Source organism: Aurantibacter sp. (assembly GCF_042094015.1).
In the GTDB taxonomy this organism is placed as follows: domain Bacteria; phylum Bacteroidota; class Bacteroidia; order Flavobacteriales; family Flavobacteriaceae; genus Aurantibacter.
In genome coordinates this window covers 1-23182 of the sequence record NZ_JBELDZ010000043.1, presented here as the reverse complement: position 1 = coordinate 23182, position 23182 = coordinate 1, and the positions used below count along the sequence as shown (strand labels likewise).

Here is a 23182-nt window from a genome sequence, read left to right as displayed (position 1 = left end):
TGTTTTGTTTTACAAATATAGATTAGTGTTAAACAAATAATTCTTAATGGTTTGTTAAACTTTATTAATAAAAGGTTAAACAAAAAAGGTTTAAGATAGATCAACTGTAATTAGATTTAAAACTTATCTTTGTAGTCCATTAAAATAGAAAATGAAAAAACGAGTTATTGTTGGTTTGTCTGGAGGCGTAGATTCTAGTGTTGCTGCTTATTTATTAAAAGAGCAAGGTTATGAGGTTATAGGTTTATTTATGAAAAATTGGCATGATGATTCTGTAACTATTTCTGATGAGTGTCCTTGGCTAGACGATAGTAATGATGCTATGCTAGTAGCTCAAAAATTAGGAATACCATTTCAAACAGTAGATTTAAGCGAGCAATATAAAGACCGTATTGTAGATTATATGTTTAATGAGTATGAAAAAGGAAGAACACCAAATCCAGATGTACTTTGTAACAGAGAAATTAAGTTTGATGTTTTCATGAAGATAGCCTTAGAGCTTGGCGCAGATTATGTAGCTACAGGACATTATTGCAGAAAAACTGAAACACAAATTAACGGAAAAACAGTTTATCAATTAAAAGCTGGAGCGGATAATAATAAGGATCAATCGTATTTTTTATGTCAGCTATCACAACAACAATTAGCAAAAGCTTTATTTCCAGTTGGCGAATTACAGAAACCTGATGTGAGACAAATTGCTGCTAAAGCAGATTTAATTACAGCCGATAAAAAAGATTCTCAAGGTTTGTGTTTTATTGGAAAAGTGAGATTACCAGAATTTCTTCAACAGAAATTAAAACCTAAAAACGGTGAGATTGTAGAAATAGAAGCTGATTTCTTATCATATAATAAATCCATTCCGAGATTTAGTTCTAAAGAAAGTGAATTAGCTTATAGGGCTAAACGAATCAATTATAATAAAGAAGATGGGAAAGTAGTTGGAACACATAATGGTGCACATTACTTTACAAAAGGTCAACGAAAAGGACTTGGAGTTGGTGGAACTATAGAACCGTTATTTGTTATAGAAACAGATGTTGAAGAAAATATTATTTATACAGGCCAAGGCAAAAACCATCCAGGACTATATAATAATGTTGTTTTTGTTGTATTTGATGAAATTCATTGGATTCGTGAAGATTTAGAACTTAAAAATGGAGAAACTCTAGAAGTCTTAGCGAGAATTAGATATAGACAAACTTTAGAAAAGGCAACACTTCACAAAACAAAAGAAGGTTTATACGTAGAGTTTCAAAATAAACAATCTGCTATAACCGAAGGACAATTTGTAGCTTGGTATCAGGATGATGAATTACTAGGTTCTGGAGTAATGAGTTAAGTTATAAATCACATTTTAAAATCAGATAAAATGCAAAATAATATCACAAAATTATTTAATATAAAATATCCAATTATTCAAGCAGGTATGATTTGGAATTCAGGTTGGCGTTTGGCATCTGCAGCAAGTAATTCTGGAATATTAGGATTAATTGGAGCAGGAAGTATGTATCCAGATGTGTTACGTGAGCATATTCAGAAATGTAAAAAGGCGACCAATAAACCTTTTGGAATTAATGTTCCTATGTTATATCCTAACGTAAAGGAGATTATGAATATTATTGTAGAAGAAAACGTTAAAATTGTATTTACATCTGCAGGAAATCCAAAAACCTGGACAAAATGGTTACAAGATAAAGGCATAACGGTTGTTCATGTAGTTAGTAGTGTTAAGTTTGCTTTAAAAGCACAAGAAGCTGGAGTAGATGCTATTGTAGCCGAAGGTTTTGAAGCTGGCGGACATAATGGTAGAGATGAGACCACTACGCTAACTTTAATTCCTATGGTTGCCGAAAAATTAACGATACCTTTAATTGCTGCTGGAGGAATAGCTACAGGAAAAGCTGTGTTAGCTTGTATGGTTTTAGGTGCAAATGGAGTACAAATTGGAAGTCGTTTTGTAGCAAGTACAGAAAGTTCTGCTCATATTGATTTTAAAAAGGTTGTAATAGATGCAAAAGAAGGTGATACACAATTAACACTAAAAGAATTAGCGCCAGTTAGATTAGTAAAGAATAAGTTTTATAATGATGTTGCTGCGTTATATCAAAAAGGTACAAATCCTGAAGAATTAAAAACATTACTTGGAAGAGCAAGAGCTAAAAGAGGTATGTTTGAAGGCGATTTAGTAGAAGGCGAATTAGAGATTGGTCAAATTGCTGGTTTAATTCACGAAATAAAATCTGTAAACGAAATTGTTACAGAAATTGTTACAGAGTTTAATGAAGCTAAAAAGACTGTTTCTCAATTTTAACGCAAATAAAAATATAATTGATTACAAATACAGCAAACCTTTGGTTTGCTGTATTTGTTTTATCGCAGAATTTTTATGTTCAACTTATAAATAACTGTATTTTTGCCCTATGCAATTAAAAGATTACACAAAGGAATTTAAATATAATTGGCAATTATCTGCACCAGTAATGCTTGGTATGTTAGGTCATACCTTTGTGAGTTTTATAGATAATATAATGGTAGGTCAAATTGGTACTGCAGAGTTAGCAGCAGTTTCACTTGGAAATAGTTTTATGTTTATTGCAATATCAATTGGTATTGGATTTTCTACAGCAATAACGCCATTAATTGCAGAAGCACATTCTGCTAATAATTTTAAAGAAGGAAAATCTGCTTTTAAACACGGTTTGTTTTTATGTACGGTTTTGGGAATTGTGTTGTTTTTAACGTTGTATTTTGCTAAGCCTTTGATGTATGTTATGGATCAACCTTTAGAGGTTGTAGAACTAGCCTTACCATATTTAGATATTGTTGCATTTTCATTAGTTCCATTAATAGTTTTTCAGGCATTTAAACAATTTAGTGATGGGTTATCTTTAACAAAATACCCAATGTATGCCACGTTATTAGCAAACATAATTAATGTGATATTAAACTACTTACTGATTTTTGGAAAATTCGGTTGCCCAGAACTTGGTATTGTAGGTGCAGGAATTGGAACACTAATTTCAAGGTTTGTAATGCTTTGGTTTATGTGGTTTGTTCTAAAACAGAAAGAGAAATCTAAAGCTTATGTAACAAGCATTAAGCTATTTACTCTTTCTAAACAAAAATTAAATAAAATTATAGCGCTTGGAGCACCAAGTGCTATGCAAATGTTTTTTGAGGTTGCTATTTTTACGTCTGCCATTTGGTTAAGCGGATTATTAGGTAAAAACCATCAAGCAGCTAATCAAATAGCATTAAACTTGAGTTCTATGACATTTATGGTTGCAATGGGATTAGGTGTTGCAGCTATGATTAGAGTTGGAAACCAAAAAGGCTTGAAGCAATATTTTGAATTACGCCGTATTGCCATTTCAATATTTCTTTTTGGGTTTATATTTGCTGTTGTTTTTTGTTTATTATTTTTAATTTTCAATACCAGTTTACCTAAAATCTATGTTGATTTTAAAGATATTGTAAATGCTTTAGATAATTTTGAGGTTGTTAAAATAGCGTCACAATTATTAATAGCTGCAGCTATTTTTCAAATTAGCGATAGTTTGCAAGTTATAGTCCTTGGTGCGCTAAGAGGATTACAAGACGTTAAAATCCCAACTTTAATTACATTTATTTCTTATTGGTTAATTGGTTTTCCAATAAGTTGGTTTTTAGGGAAAGAAGATATGTATGGTAGTTTTGGTATTTGGTTAGGTTTATTAGCTGGATTATCAAGCGCAGCAATTTTATTATTTATACGCTTTCACTATCTAACAAAAAGACTAATTTTGTCAAACAATTAAGAGATTTAAAACTATGGAACTTCCAAAATTTATATTAGGAGACAATACAGATTTACCAAACGCAATTTTTGTAATTCATACGGAATTTCCAAGATTTATAATTAATCTTGAAGATGATAACGTAGAGTGGTTTGAGGATTTTGATTCTCAAGATGAGAAAGAATTGGAGATGGAAATGGAAGGTTTAATTGATGAAGCTACAGCTTTTTACGATAGAGAGGTTGCTAAATACGATAGTTAATATATGTTAGAGCAATTATTAGAGTTTGATAAAAATATTTTTTTAGCCTTAAATAGTTCTGGTATTTACCCTTTTTGGGATGCTTTTTGGATGGTATATACAACGTCTATAAATTGGATTCCTTTTTATGCAGTTTTAGCATTTTTGATGTTTAAAAAAACAAATACTAAAATGTTTGTTCTAACTTTAGTTGTTATTGCTTTAATGATTGCCTTTACAGACCAAATTACTAATGTTTTTAAAAATGGTTTTCAACGTCCAAGACCTTGTTATGCCCAAGAACTTAAAGGGTTAATGGTTTTAGTTAAATCTTGGTGTGGTTCTCCATTTGGATACTTTTCCGGTCACTCTAGTAACTCTATGGCAATTGCAGTTTTTTCAGGATTAGTCTTAAGGTATAAATATAGATATGCTATTTACGGATTAATAATTTGGGCAATTTTTATGGGTTATAGTAGAATTTATATAGGTGTACATTATCCTTTAGATGTGTTTTCAGGATTTATATTTGGAGGGTTTTCAGGCTACTTATTTTATAGATTGAATAATTATTTACAGTCTAGGTTTACTTTAGTTAGAGAATAAATATTATTTCTCTTTATAAAATAAATCCAAAAGCTGTTTTGCGGCATCAAAAGGAGTCGTTTTATTAGATGCCACTAATTCTTTCTGATAATCTAAAGCTGATTTTATATTAGCGTTGGAGAAAAAATCATTTTTTAGAGCATCTGAAATTGTTTGGAGTAACCAAAAGTTATTTTGCTCTTGTCTTTTAGATTCAAAGTTATTATTAGTCTTAGTAATCTTGACATAGTTTAGTATAGTATCCCAGACCTCTTGAATTCCTTCATCTTTTATAGCACTTGTTAAAAGTACTTTTGGTTGAAACTTACTTTCCTTTTCTGGATAAAAATGTAAAGCTCTGTTAAATTCAACCTTAGCTAATTTTGCGGCTTTAATGTTTTCTCCATCAGCTTTATTAATTACAATAGAGTCTGCCATTTCTATAATTCCACGTTTTATACCTTGTAATTCATCTCCTGCGCCTGCTAATTTTAGTAATAAGAAAAAGTCAACCATACTATGTACTACGGTTTCGCTTTGTCCTACACCAACGGTTTCTATTATAATAACATCGTAACCGGCAGCTTCACAAAGAATAACACTTTCTCTAGTATGTTGAGCAACGCCACCAAGCGTATCTCCAGAAGCTGATGGGCGAATAAAAGCATCTGGATCTTTTACCAAATCCTCCATTCTAGTTTTATCTCCTAAAATACTACCTTTTGTAACAGAGCTACTTGGGTCTACAGCTAAAATTGCAACTTTGTGTCCTTTGGAAATTAGCAATTTTCCTAAAGCTTCAATAAAAGTGCTTTTTCCAACACCAGGAACACCTGTAATTCCTAATCTAACAGATTTAGAAGCTTCTGGTAAACATTTGTTTATAATATATTTTGCTTTTGTTTTATGTTTAGAGTTTTTACTTTCTATTAGTGTAATAGCTTGACTTAAGGCTGTAATATTTCCTTTTAAAATGTTTTCCGTAAGTAGTACTTCATCTATATTTTTTCTTCTTTTTGCTCTAATTTTCGAAATAGACTTATTACTGGTTGTATTTTGATTATTTACACCAGATGTTTCGTTTAAAGCCGATTTTTTATGAGACATTTTTTTTGTTTTTGTCAAATAGAAAACTAAATAAAAAGTAGTTTTACTACTTTTTAAGAGGTACTTCAATTTTAGTATTATCCCAAGCCATTGTTAAAAATAAGTTATCTGTAGAATTATCAAATGCAATTGTAAATTGCTCAACTTCTGTATTAATTTTATAAACATCTACATTATAAGTAACCGAGTCAAATTTAGCTTCTCTCATAGGTTTATTAGTTTCATCTACGCCCCAAGAATACATTTTGGAATTAAAAATAACAGTCCAAGATTCATTATTAGGAATGGTCCAAAGGGTATATTTCCCTTTTTTTAAAGTTTGATTTCCAATATGTAATTCTTTGTTTGTTTCAAAAGTAGTAGCTTCGTTTGCACCTGTTCTCCATATTTGATTAAAAGGTACTAAAGCTCCAAAAATTTCACGATTACGTTTTGATGGTCTGTTGTAAAATACTTCAAGTTCTAAATCCTCAACTTCAAAGACAACTGTTTTTTTTGGACTTAGAGGCTTGCTAAAAGCGCCATCATTAAAATAAGAAATGCCAAAAACAGCTATTGCTACTATAATTAATATAAAAATTATGCGTTTCATTTAAGTAAATTGTAATTAAATCAAAGATACTTTAAAGTCCTTTAATGCTAAAACTGTGGACTATTAAATATTCCAAAAGATGTTAAGTTAACACTTAAAGAAGAAAAATCTAAATTAAATAATGAAGTTGTAATACTAAAAAAGTTAAATGAAAAATGTGTAAAAAAAAGATTGATGTACATACTAGTTTTAGTAAGGTTTAAGCTAGTTAACGTATTGAGTGTTTAATAGGTTAAACTAATATAATATATGTTTTTTGTTTTTTTAAACGATATAATAGCGGTTGTATTATTTTTTTTGTTTGATTATATAATAAAATTTGTTTGATATAATCTTTTAAAATTTTAGGATTTATTGGTATTGAAAGCAGTTTTTTATCGTAATAAGATAAGAGTTCTTTTTGAATTAAGGCTCCAGATTTAGGTCTTTGAATAGGTGTAGTGTTAAACAGGATAGAGTAAATTAGATATTTGTTGTTGTATGGAGATATGTCTTCAACATTTGAAAAATCTAATTCGTAAGACCATTTAGCAACAAATTTAGAAAGTATCTCTTCCAAATAAAACAAATCACTAGCTTGGAAATTATATTTTTTAATGTAGTCTTTGTTTGAATTAATCCATTTATTTAAGTAGTCTTTTTTTTCATCTTCGTTTTGTAAATGACCAATACGTTTGTCTCTATAATCTTTAATTTTAAATAAATAATTATGTGGGCTTTTTATAATACCAGCACCATTTGCAGTAATAATATATTTTTTGTTATAATTATATTTAAGCCATTGTATGTTTTTAGTTTTACCCAAAATTCTTGGAAATGTAAATTGTGATTTATATTCATTCAAAAATTCATTTGTTAATGGTTTTAATTTAATTGATTGGTGCTTTAAATTAAATGTCTTACAAATTTTTTCAGCAATAATGTTATCTCTTTTAACATAAGCATCATTACGCGTAAATGTAAAGAAAACGGATTTTAATTTGTTTTTAATTACCGATCCAACAAGAACTCTAGAATCTATTCCTGCTGTTAAGGCAATTTTATAACTGCCAATTTTATCTATATGTTTTATTGTACGGTCTATTATTTTTGCATTTAAAGTAACAAGTTCTGGAACTAATAGTTTTTTTGTGCAGTAAATTTTAATTCGGTTTGCTTTAAAAGAATTTATGTTTAGAATATGATTAGGTTGTAGAATTTTAAAATCTTGATCCCACTCTGTATCACCAACAAATAAATGTTCTTGCACTTTTAAAAACAACGCATTGTCTTTTAAGTCCTTAACTTTTGAATTAATATTTAATTTTTTTTGTGAATAACCTAAAAGAAGTTTATCGCAAGAACTTATATAATGATTTGCGTTTTCTTTAAAATAAAAAACACGCCTTGTTCCAAGAAAGTCGTTTATAATTTTTATGTCATTATTAGTTTTAAAAAGAATTAAAAACCTGCCGGAGCATTGCTCTATATATTCTAAGATAGCATCTTCATTGTCTAAATTTGATAAAATATCTGCAATATTTTTTGTGCAATTTTCATTTGTTATAGGGTTAAAAATATACCCTATAATACAGATGTTATTTAATTTGTAGCTTAAGGAAGTTTTTAAACTAGTATCTGAATGAATTGTGTAACCATTAAATAATTGTGTGTTAAACCCTTCAATTTTAATTGATGGATTATTTGTAATTAAGTATTGATTTAAACGCATTGGGTTAAAATAAAATCTCCGACTAATTTATGCGAAATTAGCCGGAGATTCAAATGTATTCTAATAAGAATTATAGGTTAAGCTTCTTGTAAACTCTTTTTAGATTTTCTGTATAGGTATGAGTTGAATATATTTCTTTTACAAAAACGTACCAATTTATCTGATTGGCACATTTTTATATATATTGTTTTTGGTACACCAAAATACTCGTAAGTGGTTCCATCAACAAATGTAACTTCTAATAATACGCCTTTATGTTGGAAATCCGCTACACCAGATTCTGTTATGGTCTTTGTATATTCATCTAAGTTCTTTGCTTTAGTTTCTGGAGCAATACTAACTAAAAAATGATAAGCATCAATAACTTTACGCCCCATTAATTCAGCTTCTTTAGCTTTTTCATCGTCAGCTTGAAATTTATCTGGATGCCATTCTTTAACCAAATTACGATAAGAAGTTTTTAATTCTTTTAAAGTTGAATTTGGCTCTGCAGCAAATAATGTTCTGTATTCTTTAACGCGTTTCATAGAAAATTTTTAATAAAGCGCAAAGATAGTTGTAATTAGTAGATTGGAAGTGTTTTAAATCTTTTATTTTAAATGAATACTTTTCATAAAAAAAAATCCCAAAACATTTGTTTTGGGATTTTTGTAAAATATATAGAGCTTAATTTACAATAACCCAAGTTCCTCCATTTAATAAAGGTTCTGCTTGTTTGTATTTTACCGTTTTGTTTTCTCCTGTCATTACATTCTTAATAGTAACTTTATCGTTTCTACCAATTTTTGGTTGATCTCTAACAATTGTTTCTACAATTTGTTTTTCAGGTTGAGTTTGTCCAGCTTGTCTGTTTTGAGCAGAGCGCTGATCCAGATTTTGAATTTCATCTTTTTGTAAGTTAAGTTTTTCATTTTTCTTAACTTCTCTAGCTTCAGTAATAGCGTTTGTTGTTTCTTGAGGTAATTCCCCTTTAAATAAGAACGAAATAACTTCTTTGTTTACACTATCAATCATTCCTTTAAATAATTCAAAAGCTTCAAACTTGTAAATTAATAATGGATCTTTTTGTTCGTGAACAGCTAATTGAACAGATTGCTTTAATTCATCCATTTTACGTAGATGCGTTTTCCAAGCATCATCAATAATTGCTAAAGATATATTTTTTTCAAAATCAACAACTAGTTGTTTTCCTTCTGTTTGATATGCTTTTTCTAAATCTGTTACTACCTGTAAAGATTTTACGCCATCTGTAAATGGTACAACAATACGCTTAAATTGATCACGTTGTGTTTCATAAACATTTTTAATTACAGGATAAGCTACTTCTGCATTTCTTGTCATTTTAGATTTGTAATGAGCAAAAGCTTCTTTGTATACTTTTTGAGCAATATCTAATCCAGATAATTTTATAAATTCTGCTTCTGTAATAGGAGAACTCATAGAGAAATAACGAATTAATTCAAATTCGAAATTTTTAAAGTCATTAGTAGCTTTATTAGTATCTGCAATAACTTCTGCAGTATCATAAACCATATTGGCAATATCTACACTTAAGCGTTCTCCAAATAATGCATTATATCTACGTTTGTAAACTACTTCACGTTGCGCATTCATAACATCATCGTATTCTACAAGACGTTTTCTAACACCAAAGTTATTTTCTTCTACTTTTTTCTGCGCGCGTTCAATAGATTTAGAAATCATAGAATGTTGAATGACTTCACCTTCTTTTAATCCCATTCTATCCATCATTTTTGCAATTCGTTCCGAACCAAAAAGACGCATTAAATTATCTTCTAAAGAAACATAGAATTGAGAGCTTCCTGGATCTCCTTGTCTACCAGCTCGACCACGTAGTTGTCTGTCTACTCGACGAGAATCGTGACGTTCTGTACCTACAATTGCTAATCCTCCAGCTGCTTTTACAGCATCACTTAATTTAATATCTGTTCCACGACCTGCCATATTGGTTGCAATAGTTACTTGTCCTGGTTGTCCTGCTTCCGCAACAATATCTGCTTCGCGTTTATGTAACTTTGCGTTAAGTACATTGTGAGGTACTTTTCGCATGTGTAACATTTTTCCTAAAAGTTCAGAAATTTCTACGTTAGTTGTACCAATTAAAACTGGTCTTCCTGCTTGAGATAATTTTGTTACTTCATCAATTACAGCATTATATTTTTCACGTTTAGTTTTGTAAACTAAATCCTCTCTATCATCTCTTGCAATTGGTCTATTAGTTGGAATTTCTACAACATCTAATTTGTAGATTTCCCATAATTCTCCAGCTTCTGTTACCGCAGTACCTGTCATACCAGATAGTTTACGGTACATTCTAAAGAAATTTTGAAGTGTTACTGTTGCAAACGTTTGTGTAGCATCTTCAATCTTAACATCTTCTTTTGCTTCAATCGCTTGGTGTAAACCATCGCTATAACGACGACCATCCATAATACGACCAGTTTGTTCATCAACAATCATTACTTTATTTTCCATAACCACATATTGGTTATCTTTTTCAAATAATGCGTAAGCTTTTAAAAGTTGATTTAAGGTGTGAATACGTTCAGATTTTACACTAAAGTCTTTAAAAAGTTCTTCTTTTAATTCTGCTTCCTCTTCTGTTGCTAATCCTTGTTTTTCAATTTTAGCAATTTCTAAACCAATTTCTGGTAATACAAAAAAGTCTGGATTTTCTTCACCAGAAAGATAATCAACACCTTTATCTGTTAACTCAATCTGATTGTTTTTTTCATCTATTACATAGTACAATTCCGCATCTACCTTTGGCATTTCACGGTTGTTATCTTGCATATAAGTGTTTTCTGTTTTTTGAAGTAATAATTTAATTCCTTCTTCAGATAAAAATTTAATTAATGCTTTGTTTTTAGGGATACCTCTATAAACTCTTAATAACTGAAAAGACCCTTCTTTAATATCTCCATTAGCTATTTGCTTTTTCGCTTCAGCTAAAACACTAACTAAATATTTTTGTTGTACAGATACAATGTTTTGTACTTGTGGTTTTAGCTCAGTAAACTCATGTCTATCTCCTTGTGGAATAGGGCCAGAGATTATTAATGGTGTTCTTGCATCATCTACTAATACAGAATCAACTTCATCTACAATAGCATAATGATGTGGACGTTGTACCAAATCGTCTGGTGAATGAGACATATTATCACGTAAATAATCGAAACCAAATTCGTTATTTGTACCATAAGTAATATCTGCATTGTAGGCATTTCTTCTTGCGTCTGAATTTGGTTGGTGATAATCAATACAATCTACACTCAAGCCATGGAATTCAAAAATAGGAGCCATCCAAGCACTATCTCTTTTCGCTAAATAGTCGTTTACGGTTACTAAGTGAACTCCTTTTCCTGCTAATGCATTTAAGTAAACGGGCAAAGTTGCTACTAATGTTTTTCCTTCTCCAGTTTGCATTTCTGCAATTTTACCTTGATGCATTGCAATACCACCAATTAGCTGAACATCGTAATGGATCATATCCCAAGTCACTTCTTTCCCAGCAGCATCCCAAGAATTTGCCCAAATAGCTTTATCGCCTTCAAGAACAACATTGTCTTTTTTGCCGGAAATTATTCGGTCAAACTCGTTAGCTGTAACTTCTATTTGTGTGTTATTAGTAAATCGTCTAGCAGTTTCTTTAACTACGCCAAAGGCTTCAGGAAGAATATCTGTTAAAATTAATTCACTTGCAGCGTAAGACTCATCTTTAATTTTATCAATTTCTTGATAGATGTCTTCGCGTCTGTCTATATCTTCTGTAGCATCAGCTTCAGTTTTAAGCACATCAATCTTGTCGTTAAAAGGTTTTCTAGCTTCTGCAATTTTGGCTTTAAACTCTGATGTTTTTGCTCTTAATTGGTCGTGAGACAATGCAGTTAAAGCAGATTCAAAAGATTTTACTTTCTCTACTAAAGGCATTATAGACTTAACATCTTGCTTGGATTTATCTCCAACAAAAAGTTTTAATACTGAATCTAAAAAACTCATAATTATATATTGTTAAAACAGTGCTTTTGGGTACTGCAAATGGTTTGTTATTTAATTGATTTATTTTGATGCTAAATATACATAGAGTAGTTGGTATAGTTAGAATAAAAACATAAAAAAAAGCCTCAAGGAAGAGACTTTTTTAGATTTTTTTATGAGTGTTAATATTCGTCCTCGTTCCACAGATAATCTTCTTCTGTAGGATAGTCTGGCCAAATTTCCTCTATAGAGTCGTAAGCATCACCTTCGTCTTCAATAGATTGTAAATTTTCTACAACTTCTAAAGGTGCTCCGGTTCTTATTCCATAATCGATAAGCTCGTCTTTTGTTGCTGGCCAAGGTGCATCACTTAAATAAGATGCTAATTCTAAAGTCCAATACATGTATTTGTATATTTTAATTTTTGCAAAAATAATTTTTTAGTTGAAATATGCAAGCTAAATGTTAATTAATTCCGTGTTATAATTTTGTTAACATTAAATTAGTACAAATTTTTCTATAAATTATTGCTGTTAATGAACGTGCTAACCTAGTGTTTTTCCGGAATCCATTTTACTTCATTAGCTTGTAAATCATTGGACAACTTTCGTGCCAATACAAAAAGATAGTCAGATAGTCTATTTAAGTACTTTAGTGCTTCTGGTAAAAATGGCTCCATTTCGTTTAGTGCTGATGCTAAGCGTTCTGATCTTCTACATACACAGCGTGCAATGTGACAATATGACACGGTTGAATGTCCTCCAGGTAAAACAAAATGTGTCATTGGAGGCAGAGATTCGTTCATTGTATCCATTTCATCTTCCAGTAATTTAATGTCTTCTTCTGTTATTTTAGGAATATTTAAGCGCTCTTTTCCATTTTTTAAGGTTGCTTTTTCTGGATCTGTAGCTAAAACAGCGCCAACGGTAAATAGTTTATCTTGAATAATTATCAATACGTTTTTGTAAAGCTCATTAATATCTTGATCACGAATTAAACCAATGTGTGAGTTTAACTCGTCTACAGTTCCGTAGCTGTCTATTCTAATATGGTGTTTTGGAACTCTTGTGCCGCCAAATAATGCAGTTGTACCTTTATCTCCGGTTTTAGTATATACTTTCATTTCTGATAGTTTTTATGTTGTAGTTGTATGTATAAAGAATTTATATAGACGAAGTTATAAATTTGATTATTATGTTTTAATGGTTTTTGTTAAAAATTAGATGATTTAGAGTCTAATTACAAAATGTTCTTTTTCTTGTTCTTTTCTAAAAAACACAAAACCGCACCAAAAACAATCAATGGTTACAGTAACTTTTGGGTGTTTTTTTATAATATTCCAGGCGTCAGTCATTTCTTTAGACCAGTAAATATCATCAAATATAAATATAGAATCGTTTTTAATGTTATTTAGAAGCGATTCAAAATATTGTAATGTTGGCTTTTTTTGATGGTTTCCATCTAAGAATACAAAATCGAATACTTCATCCTTGAAATTATCTAAGCTATTAGAGATGTCAGAATTTATAATCGAGATATTTTTGGTGTTATTTTGTTTTAAATTTTGAGTTGTAAAGCTTGCTATGTTTGGACAACCTTCAATAGATGTAATATTTCCTTCTATATTTCCTTTGTGTAATGCGTAAGTTGCAATACCTAAAGACGTTCCTAATTCTAAACTATTATTAGGTTTAAAATAGTTAGATAAACGGAAGAGTAGTTGTGCTCTTTTATTTGTGCTACCTGCATTTTTTGCAATACTTTTTATAGATCTAGAAAGTTTATTTGATACTCTAGAGCCTTTTCCTAAATCTGTAACCTCAATACTTTCTTTACTATTTAATAGGTTGTATTTATACTGTTCTAAATCGTTATAAACTGAATGCTTTTTTGTATCATAAAAACATTTTGTAACCAAATCAAAAACAAATGGCGAATGTACACCATGTTTATTGGTTGACTTTATTAGAAATTTAATATATGATTTTACTTGGTGAAGCACTTTTATTTGGGATTATAGTTAGAATACTAATTTTCTAATTTTTCTGTTAATTCCATCCAGCGCATTTCTTTTTCATCAATAGAATCTATTACTTTTTGCACTTTAGATGATAATTCTAAAATTTGATCTTGTGTTAAATCTGGATTTAAAAATTTTTGTTCTAATTCAATTTTATCAAGCTCTAAGCTTTTTATTTTGCTTTCTAAGTTTTTATATTCTTTTTGCTCGTTATAACTCAGCGCATTATTGTTATCTTTTTTCCAAGATTGCTTTTCTTTTACGGTTTCTTTAGATGCTGTGTTTAGTTCCGGTTTAGGATCTTTACTGCTATCATAAGCTCTGAAATCTGAATAGTTTCCTGGAAAATCTTCAATTAAGCCATTTCCTCTAAAAACAAATAAATGGTCTACAATTTTATCCATAAAATAACGATCATGAGATACAACCATTAAACAACCAGGGAAATCTAAAAGAAAATCTTCAAGAACATTTAAGGTAACAATATCCAAATCGTTTGTTGGTTCATCAAGAATTAAAAAGTTTGGATTTTGAATTAAAACGGTACATAAATATAAGCGTTTGCGTTCTCCACCACTAAGTTTCTCAACAAAGTCATACTGTTTTTTTCTGTCAAATAAAAAGCGCTCTAATAATTGTTGTGCGCTAATGGTTCTTCCTTTTTTTAGAGGAATATAATCTCCATATTCTCTAAGTATATCTATTACTTTTTGTTCTGGTTTTGGTGTAATTCCACTTTGTGTATAATACCCAAATTTAATAGTGTCGCCAGTAATTACTTTACCAGAATCTGGTTGCATAGTGCCAGTTAAAATATTTAAAAAGGTAGATTTTCCAGTTCCGTTTTTTCCAATAATACCTATACGGTCACTTTTTTGAAAATTATATTCAAATTGATCTAATATTTTTTTGTCTTTAAAGGCTTTTGATACTTTGTGAAATTCTATTATTTTACTACCTAAGCGCTCCATGTTAAGCTCTAATTCTACAACGTGATCTTTGCGTCTTTGGTGTGCTTTATGTTTAATTTCTGTAAAATCGTCTATTCTAGATTTAGATTTTGTGGTACGTGCTTTAGGTTGTTTGCGCATCCAGCCTAACTCTTTTTTATAAAGTTGTTTTGCTTTGTTGGTCTCTGTTTCAAATTGCGCAACTCTAGCTTCCTTTTTTTCTAAATAATAACTATAATTACCTTTGTAATTATACATTTTTCCGTGATCTAATTCTATTATTTCGTTACAAACACGTTCTAAGAAATAGCGATCGTGCGTAACCATAAAAAGGGTAATGTTTTCTTTTGCAAAAAAAGCTTCTAGCCATTCGATCATTTCTAAATCTAAATGGTTTGTGGGCTCATCTAAAATTAATAAATCAGGCTTGTTAATTAGTGCATTAGCTAATGATAAACGTTTTTTTTGTCCGCCAGACATTGTGCTTACTTTTTGCTCTAAATTATCTAGTTTTAATTTTGAAAGAATTTGCTTGTATTGTGTTTCAAAATCCCAAGCGTTATTAATTTCCATTTGTTCAAAAGCACGTTGGTAAGCGTCTTCATCTTCAGGATTAAGTAATGCTTTTTCATAGTTTTTTATAATTTTAAGTGTATCATTTTCAACATCAAAAATGCTTTCCTCAACGGTTAATTCAGGATTTAAAATGGGTTCTTGAGGTAGAAAAGAAATTTTAACATCTTTTCTGAAAATAATATTACCAGAATCTGGATTGTCTAAACCAGCAAGCATATTTAAAATAGACGTTTTTCCAGAGCCATTTTTAGCTACAAATGCTATTTTTTGATCTTTATGTACACTAAAAGAAATATCTTTAAATAAAGATAGTTCGCCATAAGATTTTGATATGTTTTCTACGTTAAGATAATTCACAATATAAATTTTGCTGCAAATTAAGGACAAAATTTATAAAAACCGCTTTAAAGTTTTGTTATTAGTGGCTAAAACTTATATTTGTGTTCATTCAATTTTAAACGAAAATGAGTTTTAAATCTCTGCTTTTTATTGTTTTAATTATTTTTTCTTTAAGCTCTTGTATTACGAATAGAGATGTTGTGTATCTTCAAGATAAAGGTACTGTTGTGGAAGATTCTTTAGCAATTAAGGAAGCTTCTAAGCCGTATAGGTTGCAAATAAATGACCAGTTAAAAATATCTGTAAAAACTCAAGGAGAAGATGTTCAGAAAGTTACAGAGATATTTAATCAAACAACAGTAACTCCAGGTAACTCTCAAGAAGATTTGTATTTTAGTGGTAATACAGTTGATTTACATGGTAATATTGAATTTCCTGTTTTGGGTAAAATAAACGTTTTAGGATTTACTCTTGAAGAGATAGAAACTAAAATTAAGGAATTGTTGTATGAATCCTATTTTAAAGAGACAGCTCAAATATATGTTACTGTAAAATTACCAGGTTTAAAATATACCACTATTGGGGAAATTGGACGAAAAGGAAGCCAGGTCTTATTCCAAGATCGTGTTAATATTATTGAAGCAATTGCAAACGCAGGTGATATTGCACAAACTGGAGATAGAAAGGATGTTTTGATTATTAGACAATATCCCGAAGGCCAAAAAATTCATCATATTGATGTTACAGATATTGCAGCAATGCAATCTGAATTTTATTTTATTAAGCCAAACGATATTATATTAGTAAAACCATTAAAACGTAAGGCTTTAGGTGCAGGACAAACTGCAACCGAAACTTTTAGAACCGTAGCTTCTATTTTGTCAGTACTAGTTTCTACTTATTTTTTAGCACGTAACTTATAGATATTATGAATGATTTAGGTTTTAAGGATGATGCTATAAGTTTGAATTTTGATTTTAAATCTTTTTTCTTTCGCTTATTAAGTTATTGGAAATGGTTTTTGTTGGTTTTAATAATTGCGCTTTATGTCGTTTACCATCAAAATATTAGAAGAGAATTTCCTTATACTTTGAGTTCTCAGGTTTCTGTTCAAGACGATAAAAATCCGCTTTTTACTAATAACACGAGTCTTATTTTTAATTATGGCGGTATTTCTGGTAAAGTTCAAAATGTTTTACTAGAATTAAAATCTAGAAAACATCATGAAAAAGTTGTAGATAGTTTAGAATTGTTTTTTTCTTATTTAAAACAAGGTCGCTTTTATAAAGCAGACGTATATGGTCAAGTGCCTTTTAAGTTTCAGATTGATAAAGAAGCTTATCAAGCAATAAATGTATTACATAAAATTACTTTTGTTTCAGAGAATGAATTCGATTTAGAAGTTAACTTTAATAAAGATCAAAATACGGTTAGAGCTCAAGAATATGTAAATAAAACGTTTAATAACTTACCAGTAGCTGAGAAGTCTATAAAAAAGCGCTATAAAATTGGGGATTATATTAATCTACCATTTTTGAAAGGACAACTTAATTTACTGCCAAATCGTAAAGTAATTAAAGGGCAAGAGTTTTTTATTAGATTTAATAATTTTGATGCAATAGTCTCACGTTTAAATAGTGTGTATACCGTTAAAAATGAACCTGGCTCACCTTTATTAACATTAAGGTTAACAAATAAAAATAAGCAAAAAATTGTAGATTATTTGAATACTTCAATATCTATACTTGATAAAGATCAATTAGAAAAAAAGAACGAGTATGCTACAAAAACCATAGCTTTTATAGATAAACAGTTAAGTAGGGTTAAAGGCGATTTGACATCTAAAGCAGATTCTTTAAATGAATTTAAGAGAGCAAATAAAATTTTTGATATAGATAGTGAAAGTAAATTGTTATCTAGTAAAAAGCAGACATTTGAAACAGAAAAAGAAAGTATAGAAGAAACTAAAGTTTCTTATAATATTCTTAAAAACTATTTATTAACTAGTAATGATTTTACAAGCTTTCCTGCTCCGGCTTTAGAAGGAGTAACAGAGAGCAATATATCAACAAATGTTTCTAAAATAACCCAGCTATCTGTAGAGAAATCTAACTTAGAATATTCAGTTAAGAGTGATGCTACAGTATTTGTGGACTTAAATAGGCAAATAGAAGCCTTAAAAATTGTCTTGTTAGAAAATATAAAGGCCGTTAAAAGTAATTTGAATTTTCAAATTAAAAATTTAAATACAAAGATATATCAATTAGAGAATCAATTTGCTTTAATGCCAGAAAATGAACAAACACTTCAGGCTATAGAGCGACAATATCTACTTAGCCAAGCTACGTATAATTTGTACTTAAAAAAGCGAGGTGAAGCAGATTTAATTAAAGCTAGTAATGTGTCAGATATATTATTGATAGAACCAGCAAAAGATATTGGTCAGCCTAGAAATACGGTAGATTTAAATATTAGATATGTGTTTGGAGTTTTTGCTGCATTAATACCATTTATTGCATTAGCTTTTATTGTTACTTTTTTAGATAAGAAATTTCACAGTCCAGAAGATATTGAATCTCAATCTAAAATACCTTTACTAGGTGTTGTTGGCAAACACAATGAAGAAAATAACTTAATAGTTTTAAAAAAACCTAAATCTCCTATTTCAGAATCTTTTAGAGCTATAAGGTCTAATTTGTCCTTTTTTTATAATAAAAATAAAATTGAAGGCGCCAAAACAGTTATGTTAACCTCTTCTATTAGTGGAGAAGGAAAAACTTTTTGTTCAATAAATATAGCAAGTGTTTTTGCTTTGAGTGATAAAAAAACGGTTATTGTTGGACTTGATTTGCGTAAGCCAAAAATATTTGATGATTTCGAGGTGAATAATGATGTTGGAGTTGTTAACTATTTAATTGGCGATAAGTCTTTAAAAGATATTACCCATCATACAAAAGTTGAAAATTTGGATTTAATTGTTTCAGGTCCAATACCTCCAAACCCATCTGAATTATTAATTGGAGAAACTATGGTTAATTTTATAACCGAGTTAAAGAAAAAATACGACTACATCGTTTTAGATACGCCTCCTGTAGGTTTAGTTGCAGACGCATTTGAATTATTAAAGTTTGTTGATACTACTGTTTACGTAGTAAGACAAAATTATACAGAGAAAGAAATGCTTAACCTGATTAGTGCTAAATATAAAGCTAAAGAGATTGAAAATCTAAGTGTTGTTTATAATCATTACGATGTTAAAGGTCGTTATGGCTATGTCTATGGCTATGGCTATGGTTATGGATATGGAGCCTATGCTAATGGATACCATGAAACTAATGTTGAAAAAACATCAGTAATTAAGAGTTTTATTAATAGGTTTAAAACTAAAAAATAAGTTGGAAGTTAAAATCTACCAGAAAGAAAATAAGCTAAATCTTTTTAATCTTGTAAAAGATAGTTTTAAAGACATCTATAAGTCAAGGTTTTTAGCTAGGCAATTGGCAGAAAGAGATATTAAAGCACAATACAGACAATCTTATTTTGGAGTGTTGTGGGCTTTTATTATGCCTTTAGCTACTGCATTAGTATGGATTGTATTAAATAATAGTGGGACAATTCAATTAACAGAGACAGGAATGCCATATCCGTTGTATGCTTTTTCTGGAACTTTGATATGGTCAATAATTACAGAATCAATAAATTCTCCTCTAAAAAGTACAAATGCAGCTAGAGGTATTTTAACAAAAATTAATTTTCCAAAAGAAGCTTTAATAGTTTCTGGAATTTATAAATTATTATTTAATACTTCAATTAAAGTAATTTTACTTATCATATTTGTTTTTTACTATGATGTTGGTTTTAGTTTACAGTTATTGCTAGTGCCATTAGCAATATTTGGAGCTGTATTATTTGGAACTACTTTAGGGTTGTTTATTACACCAATTGGATTATTATACACGGATATAAATAGACTTATTACATTTGGAATGCAGTTTTTAATGTATATAACTCCTGTTGTATATGTAATCCCAAAAAGTGGATTATTAAAAACTATTATGAATTTAAATCCTATCACACCAATTATTTTAACTACAAGAGATTTAGTTGTAGGTATTAACTCAGAACACGTAATGTACTTTTTATTAGTGCTTGCTTTATGCTTACCTTTATTGTTACTTGGGTTAATTATTTATAGAATATCTATTCCAATAATTGTAGAACGTCTAAGTGCTTAATTATGGAAGATCAAAATGTTTTAATAAAAGTAGAAGGATTAAGTAAAAAATTCTGCAAAGATTTAAAAACAAGTCTTTGGTATGGTGTTAAAGATTTATTTTCGGGAATTACTGGTAATAGAAAAGAAAGAGTACTTAGGCCAAAAGAATTTTGGGCAGTTAAAGATATTAATTTTGAATTAAAAAGGGGCGAATGTTTAGGGTTAATTGGTCATAACGGAGCAGGGAAATCTACGCTTTTAAAAATTTTAAATGGATTAATAAATCCCGATGAAGGCAAAATTACTATTAAAGGTAGAGTTGGTGCTTTAATAGAACTAGGTGCTGGATTTAATCCTATTTTAAGTGGTCGAGAAAATGTATATAATAATGGAGCAATTCTTGGTTTTACTAGAAAAGAAATTGATGATAAACTTGAAAAAATCATTGAATTTTCTGAGCTAGAAGAATTTATAGATATGCCAATACAGAACTATAGTTCTGGGATGAAAGTCCGCTTAGGTTTTGCTGTAGCAGCACAAATGGAGCCTGATGTTTTAATTATAGATGAGGTTTTAGCAGTTGGAGATTTAGGTTTTATTTTAAAATGCTATAAAACGATTGATACTATTTTACCCAATACAGCTGTTATCTTTGTTAGTCATAGTATGCCTATGGTATCTAGAATATGTAATAAAATTATTTTATTAGATAAAGGTAAAGCTAAATTTCAAGGTAAAGATGTTAGCTCAGCTATAGATTTATATTACTCAAGATTTGCTACAAACGACCAGAATATAGTTTTTACAGATAATTCATTAAAAATAAATGAAGTTAAAGTTGTTACTTCTTTAAAGGACGAAAATGGATTACCTCAATTAAATAGGGGAGAAGACTTAAATATATTTCTTAAAATAAAGTTGTTAGAAAATATAGAAATACCTTTGTTTTCTATATTTATTTATGATAAAGAACAACGTCCCGTAGCTATGCTGGAGAGAAATAAAGAAGAGGATTTATTTATTGGTGATGATAAATATATAACTTTTACTGTTACGCATAAAGAAATTCAATTATCTAAAGGTGTATACAGTATTAATTTATCTATAGTTAGTAGAAAAAGAAAAGAACCAATTATTAGGTCTAATAGTATGGCTTCATTTCAAGTTATTGACAAGGAGCAAATATGGCCTTCATTTTTATTAAAGGCTAATTATAAATAAAAAATGGTGAAAATGAAAGCAATGGTAATTGGTCTTGGACCAGAATATAACTATGAGATAAATAGCCATGAAGATTGGGCTAAAGATAGTACTAAATATGCAAGTAATCATGGAGCTAGTTTGATATCTAGAACTCTAATAAAATTATTTAATGCCGATTTTGTTAATGATTTTTCTAAAATAAATCAATACCAAAATGAATATGATTTATGTGTAATTGCTTTTGCAACACATGTTACAGAAAAAAGAGATGTATCTAGATATACAAAATTTGTAAAGGACTTAAACATTAAAACTATAGCTTTTTCATTAGGTATTCAAGATTATTCTAGTACATCTAATGGTATTACTTCACTACATCCATCTTTGGTTGAACTATTAAGTTATGTAATTAAATCTAGTGAATTTATTGGGGTAAGAGGACCGCATACTGCTTCAACTTTATTAAAAGAAGGTTTTAAACAAAAAAATATAATTCAAATTGGATGTCCTACGTTATTTGGACCATTAAATAGAAATTTAAAGATTGTTAAGAATAAAAGTTTTGAGAAGCCTATAGTGGTATACCATAGAACCATGGCTTCTTTAAATGAAAAAATACTTAGTAACGTGCCAATTCTTGGACAAGATTTTTTGGATGAAGTTATCTTTAAAAAAGAAGTAGCTAATGATCAGCCGATCAAGCAAATGGAATTAATTAGTTATAATAATTATAAAAATGGTAAGCTAGCTTTAGATCAAATAAGCAAAAATGGGATTTTTAATAATACTTTTAAAGAATGGTTTGATATTATTGGAAAATATGATTTTGTTTTAGGGGCCAGGTTACATGGCTGTATTGCAGCTTTAATTCAAGGTATACCAGCAGTTATGATTGCCAGAGATATTAGAGTTCAAGAAATAGCAGAGTTTTATAAAATACCATATATAAAGTACGAGGATTTAGGAAATAAATCTATTGAAGATGTATATAATGAAGCAGATTTTACTCAGTTTAATAGTTTGTTTAAGTATAGATTTGATAATTTTACTAAATTGATGAATGATTTAAAAGTACTGGATTATTTAACTGCTGACTTAGATGTACCGGAAAAATATCATTATACAATTGATGATTTAAATGCAAATACAGAAATTTTATATTCTGAAATTAAAACTATTTCTGAAGAAAGTAAAAAGCTAGAAATTAGGTCTTTGGAGAGTTTAAGAAAAATAAACAGACTCAATAAGAAGTTTGATAAGTTACTTGAAAATTTTAAAAAAATCCCTGGAGTAATGCTTTTAAAAAAAATATTAAAATAATTACATGATAAACGTTACTAAAACATTTTTGCCTCCACAAGAAGAGTATCAGGCTATATTAAAGCGTGCATGGGATACTGGCTGGATGACTAATAGAGGTGTTTTAGTAAAGGAATTGGAAGTAAAGCTTAAAGCTTATTTGCAAGTACCTAATATAATTGCAACAACCAATGGAACTTTACCTTTGCAGATTGCAATTAAAACTTTAGGATTATCAGGAGAAATTATTACTACACCTTTTAGTTACGTTGCTACATCCTCGAGTATTGTTTGGGAAGGTTGTGTTCCAGTTTTTGTGGATATACATCCCGAATTTTTAACTATTGATGAAACTAAAATTGAAGCAGCTATTACAACAAAAACATCAGCTATTTTAGCTACACATGTTTTTGGTAATCCATGTGCTGTTGAAATTATTGATAAAATTGCTAAAAAACATGGTTTAAAAGTTATTTACGATGCCGCGCACTGTTTTGCAGTAACCTACAAAGGGAAATCTGTTTTTAAATACGGTGATATAAGTACTTGTAGTTTTCATGCCACT

General features: G+C 29.5%; 20 protein-coding genes. 11 read left to right on the top strand and 9 right to left on the bottom strand.

Annotated features, from left to right (window positions below):
* The first annotated feature begins 151 nt into the window (after positions 1-151).
* From mnmA to ACFDSN_RS07765, 5 genes are all read left to right on the top strand, one after another.
* The gene (mnmA, locus tag ACFDSN_RS07785) at positions 152-1342 is read left to right on the top strand and encodes a tRNA 2-thiouridine(34) synthase MnmA (RefSeq protein ID WP_375239282.1); all 1191 of its coding nucleotides are present in this window, start codon (positions 152-154) and stop codon (positions 1340-1342) included.
* Positions 1343-1372: 30 nt separating this feature from the next.
* The gene (locus ACFDSN_RS07780) at positions 1373-2314 is read left to right on the top strand and encodes an NAD(P)H-dependent flavin oxidoreductase (RefSeq protein ID WP_375239281.1); all 942 of its coding nucleotides are present in this window, start codon (positions 1373-1375) and stop codon (positions 2312-2314) included.
* A gap of 109 nt (positions 2315-2423) precedes the next feature.
* Complete coding sequence (locus ACFDSN_RS07775; RefSeq protein WP_375239280.1) at positions 2424-3800, top strand: MATE family efflux transporter; 1377 nt, start codon at positions 2424-2426, stop codon at positions 3798-3800.
* Positions 3801-3813: 13 nt separating this feature from the next.
* Entirely contained in the window at positions 3814-4041 is a 228-nt protein-coding gene (locus ACFDSN_RS07770; RefSeq protein ID WP_375239279.1) for a hypothetical protein, read from the top strand.
* Between the two features lie 3 nt (positions 4042-4044).
* Entirely contained in the window at positions 4045-4626 is a 582-nt protein-coding gene (locus ACFDSN_RS07765; RefSeq protein WP_375239278.1) for a phosphatase PAP2 family protein, read from the top strand.
* 3 nt (positions 4627-4629) lie between these two features.
* On the opposite strand, the gene meaB is transcribed toward ACFDSN_RS07765, so the two are convergent.
* The 9 genes from meaB to ACFDSN_RS07720 all read right to left on the bottom strand — a co-directional run bounded on the left by meaB (position 4630) and on the right by ACFDSN_RS07720 (position 15917).
* On the bottom strand, positions 4630-5712 hold the full coding sequence (meaB, locus tag ACFDSN_RS07760; RefSeq protein WP_375239277.1) for a methylmalonyl Co-A mutase-associated GTPase MeaB: 1083 nt from the start codon (positions 5710-5712) through the stop codon (positions 4630-4632).
* Between the two features lie 46 nt (positions 5713-5758).
* Positions 5759-6304 (bottom strand): DUF2911 domain-containing protein, encoded by a 546-nt coding sequence (locus ACFDSN_RS07755; protein WP_375239276.1) that lies wholly within the window; start codon positions 6302-6304, stop codon positions 5759-5761.
* Positions 6305-6536: 232 nt separating this feature from the next.
* Entirely contained in the window at positions 6537-8015 is a 1479-nt protein-coding gene (locus tag ACFDSN_RS07750) for a hypothetical protein (RefSeq protein ID WP_375239275.1), read from the bottom strand.
* A gap of 77 nt (positions 8016-8092) precedes the next feature.
* Complete coding sequence (locus ACFDSN_RS07745) at positions 8093-8542, bottom strand: KTSC domain-containing protein (RefSeq protein WP_375239274.1); 450 nt, start codon at positions 8540-8542, stop codon at positions 8093-8095.
* A gap of 139 nt (positions 8543-8681) precedes the next feature.
* Positions 8682-12035 (bottom strand): preprotein translocase subunit SecA, encoded by a 3354-nt coding sequence (gene secA, locus ACFDSN_RS07740; protein WP_375239273.1) that lies wholly within the window; start codon positions 12033-12035, stop codon positions 8682-8684.
* A 161-nt stretch (positions 12036-12196) separates the two neighbouring features.
* Positions 12197-12418, bottom strand: a complete 222-nt coding sequence (locus ACFDSN_RS07735) for a DUF2795 domain-containing protein (RefSeq protein ID WP_375239272.1) — start codon at positions 12416-12418, stop codon at positions 12197-12199.
* Between the two features lie 146 nt (positions 12419-12564).
* Positions 12565-13137 (bottom strand): cob(I)yrinic acid a,c-diamide adenosyltransferase, encoded by a 573-nt coding sequence (locus ACFDSN_RS07730; RefSeq protein ID WP_375239271.1) that lies wholly within the window; start codon positions 13135-13137, stop codon positions 12565-12567.
* A gap of 105 nt (positions 13138-13242) precedes the next feature.
* Positions 13243-14016, bottom strand: coding sequence for an O-methyltransferase (locus ACFDSN_RS07725; RefSeq protein WP_375239270.1), 774 nt, complete (start codon positions 14014-14016; stop codon positions 13243-13245).
* 26 nt (positions 14017-14042) lie between these two features.
* A complete protein-coding gene (locus ACFDSN_RS07720) occupies positions 14043-15917 on the bottom strand; it encodes an ABC-F family ATP-binding cassette domain-containing protein (RefSeq protein ID WP_375239269.1) in 1875 nt (624 codons plus the stop codon).
* Between the two features lie 107 nt (positions 15918-16024).
* Between ACFDSN_RS07720 and ACFDSN_RS07715 the strand changes: the two genes are divergently transcribed.
* From ACFDSN_RS07715 to ACFDSN_RS07690, 6 genes are all read left to right on the top strand, one after another.
* Positions 16025-16822 carry a polysaccharide biosynthesis/export family protein gene (locus tag ACFDSN_RS07715; RefSeq protein ID WP_375239268.1) on the top strand — a complete coding sequence of 266 codons (798 nt, stop codon included), beginning with the start codon at positions 16025-16027 and terminating at the stop codon, positions 16820-16822.
* A 5-nt stretch (positions 16823-16827) separates the two neighbouring features.
* Positions 16828-19293 carry a polysaccharide biosynthesis tyrosine autokinase gene (locus ACFDSN_RS07710; RefSeq protein WP_375239267.1) on the top strand — a complete coding sequence of 822 codons (2466 nt, stop codon included), beginning with the start codon at positions 16828-16830 and terminating at the stop codon, positions 19291-19293.
* A gap of 1 nt (position 19294) precedes the next feature.
* The gene (locus tag ACFDSN_RS07705) at positions 19295-20134 is read left to right on the top strand and encodes an ABC transporter permease (RefSeq protein WP_375239266.1); all 840 of its coding nucleotides are present in this window, start codon (positions 19295-19297) and stop codon (positions 20132-20134) included.
* A gap of 2 nt (positions 20135-20136) precedes the next feature.
* A complete protein-coding gene (locus tag ACFDSN_RS07700; protein WP_375239265.1) occupies positions 20137-21336 on the top strand; it encodes a polysaccharide ABC transporter ATP-binding protein in 1200 nt (399 codons plus the stop codon).
* Between the two features lie 12 nt (positions 21337-21348).
* Positions 21349-22638, top strand: coding sequence for a polysaccharide pyruvyl transferase family protein (locus ACFDSN_RS07695; RefSeq protein ID WP_375239264.1), 1290 nt, complete (start codon positions 21349-21351; stop codon positions 22636-22638).
* Positions 22639-22642: 4 nt separating this feature from the next.
* The coding region (locus ACFDSN_RS07690) for a DegT/DnrJ/EryC1/StrS family aminotransferase (RefSeq protein ID WP_375239263.1) at positions 22643-23182 on the top strand (540 nt) is incomplete at its 3' end.

Excerpts from the sequence above, each read along its gene's own strand:
- mnmA (WP_375239282.1), top strand. The coding sequence starts at position 152 with ATGAAAAAACGAGTTATTGTTGGTTTGTCTGGAGGCGTAGATTCTAGT.
- ACFDSN_RS07780 (WP_375239281.1), top strand. The coding sequence starts at position 1,373 with ATGCAAAATAATATCACAAAATTATTTAATATAAAATATCCAATTATT.
- ACFDSN_RS07775 (WP_375239280.1), top strand. The coding sequence starts at position 2,424 with ATGCAATTAAAAGATTACACAAAGGAATTTAAATATAATTGGCAATTA.
- ACFDSN_RS07770 (WP_375239279.1), top strand. The coding sequence starts at position 3,814 with ATGGAACTTCCAAAATTTATATTAGGAGACAATACAGATTTACCAAAC.
- ACFDSN_RS07765 (WP_375239278.1), top strand. The coding sequence starts at position 4,045 with ATGTTAGAGCAATTATTAGAGTTTGATAAAAATATTTTTTTAGCCTTA.
- meaB (WP_375239277.1), bottom strand. The coding sequence starts at position 5,712 with ATGTCTCATAAAAAATCGGCTTTAAACGAAACATCTGGTGTAAATAAT.
- ACFDSN_RS07755 (WP_375239276.1), bottom strand. The coding sequence starts at position 6,304 with ATGAAACGCATAATTTTTATATTAATTATAGTAGCAATAGCTGTTTTT.
- ACFDSN_RS07750 (WP_375239275.1), bottom strand. The coding sequence starts at position 8,015 with ATGCGTTTAAATCAATACTTAATTACAAATAATCCATCAATTAAAATT.
- ACFDSN_RS07745 (WP_375239274.1), bottom strand. The coding sequence starts at position 8,542 with ATGAAACGCGTTAAAGAATACAGAACATTATTTGCTGCAGAGCCAAAT.
- secA (WP_375239273.1), bottom strand. The coding sequence starts at position 12,035 with ATGAGTTTTTTAGATTCAGTATTAAAACTTTTTGTTGGAGATAAATCC.
- ACFDSN_RS07735 (WP_375239272.1), bottom strand. The coding sequence starts at position 12,418 with ATGTATTGGACTTTAGAATTAGCATCTTATTTAAGTGATGCACCTTGG.
- ACFDSN_RS07730 (WP_375239271.1), bottom strand. The coding sequence starts at position 13,137 with ATGAAAGTATATACTAAAACCGGAGATAAAGGTACAACTGCATTATTT.
- ACFDSN_RS07715 (WP_375239268.1), top strand. The coding sequence starts at position 16,025 with ATGAGTTTTAAATCTCTGCTTTTTATTGTTTTAATTATTTTTTCTTTA.
- ACFDSN_RS07710 (WP_375239267.1), top strand. The coding sequence starts at position 16,828 with ATGAATGATTTAGGTTTTAAGGATGATGCTATAAGTTTGAATTTTGAT.
- ACFDSN_RS07700 (WP_375239265.1), top strand. The coding sequence starts at position 20,137 with ATGGAAGATCAAAATGTTTTAATAAAAGTAGAAGGATTAAGTAAAAAA.
- ACFDSN_RS07695 (WP_375239264.1), top strand. The coding sequence starts at position 21,349 with ATGAAAGCAATGGTAATTGGTCTTGGACCAGAATATAACTATGAGATA.